The sequence below is a fragment of the Paraburkholderia solisilvae genome, from assembly GCF_902859875.1.
GTDB lineage: Bacteria > Pseudomonadota > Gammaproteobacteria > Burkholderiales > Burkholderiaceae > Paraburkholderia > Paraburkholderia solisilvae.
The window spans coordinates 1-568 of sequence record NZ_CADIKF010000143.1; the positions used below are offsets into that span (position 1 = coordinate 1).

The window sequence follows — 568 nt, forward strand, 5'->3', positions numbered from 1 at the left end:
CCGCCGCGCCGGCGGGCGCTGCCGCATGCGCGCCTGCTTGCGGCAGCGCGTCGTTCGGCCGTGCGGTGAACGCGTGCGCGAGTTCGACGACGCGCGCCGCCACCGTCGAGTCGCTGACGGTGCCGGTCAGCACCAGCGCGTCGCCGGCCGCCATCACGTGCACGTCGCGCTCGTTCGGCATCAGCCGCAAAATGGTCTGCTGCAGCCCGGCCGGATCGGCGCCGACAACCACGTCGATCACGCGGCATGAACCGCTCTTGCCCTGCACGATCATATTCGTCGTGCCGATGTCCGAGCCGAGCAGATAGAGCGTTTCCGGCGACACCAGCATGGTCTGCACGATCGCCGGATTGCCGACCGTGCGCTGCCGGACCGGCTCGCCGAGATTGACGAGCGTCGATTTGCCGAGCGGCACCGTGACCGTGCTCTGTTCGTCGACCGGCCCCGCGCAGTTCGGCCCCTTGCCGCCTTGCACCATCGCAAGCCCGGTGGCGCCGCGCGAGGCGCCCGCCGCACGGCCCGGCGCGTTCGCAGCGAGCGTCAGCGGCATCTGCGGCAGCGGTGCGCC

Annotated in this window: 1 protein-coding gene; it reads right to left on the bottom strand. The window is 71.8% G+C overall.

The features are described from left to right. Positions 1 to 568: pilus assembly protein N-terminal domain-containing protein (locus HV675_RS32185; RefSeq protein WP_175115487.1), on the bottom strand; the 568-nt coding region annotated here is incomplete at both ends.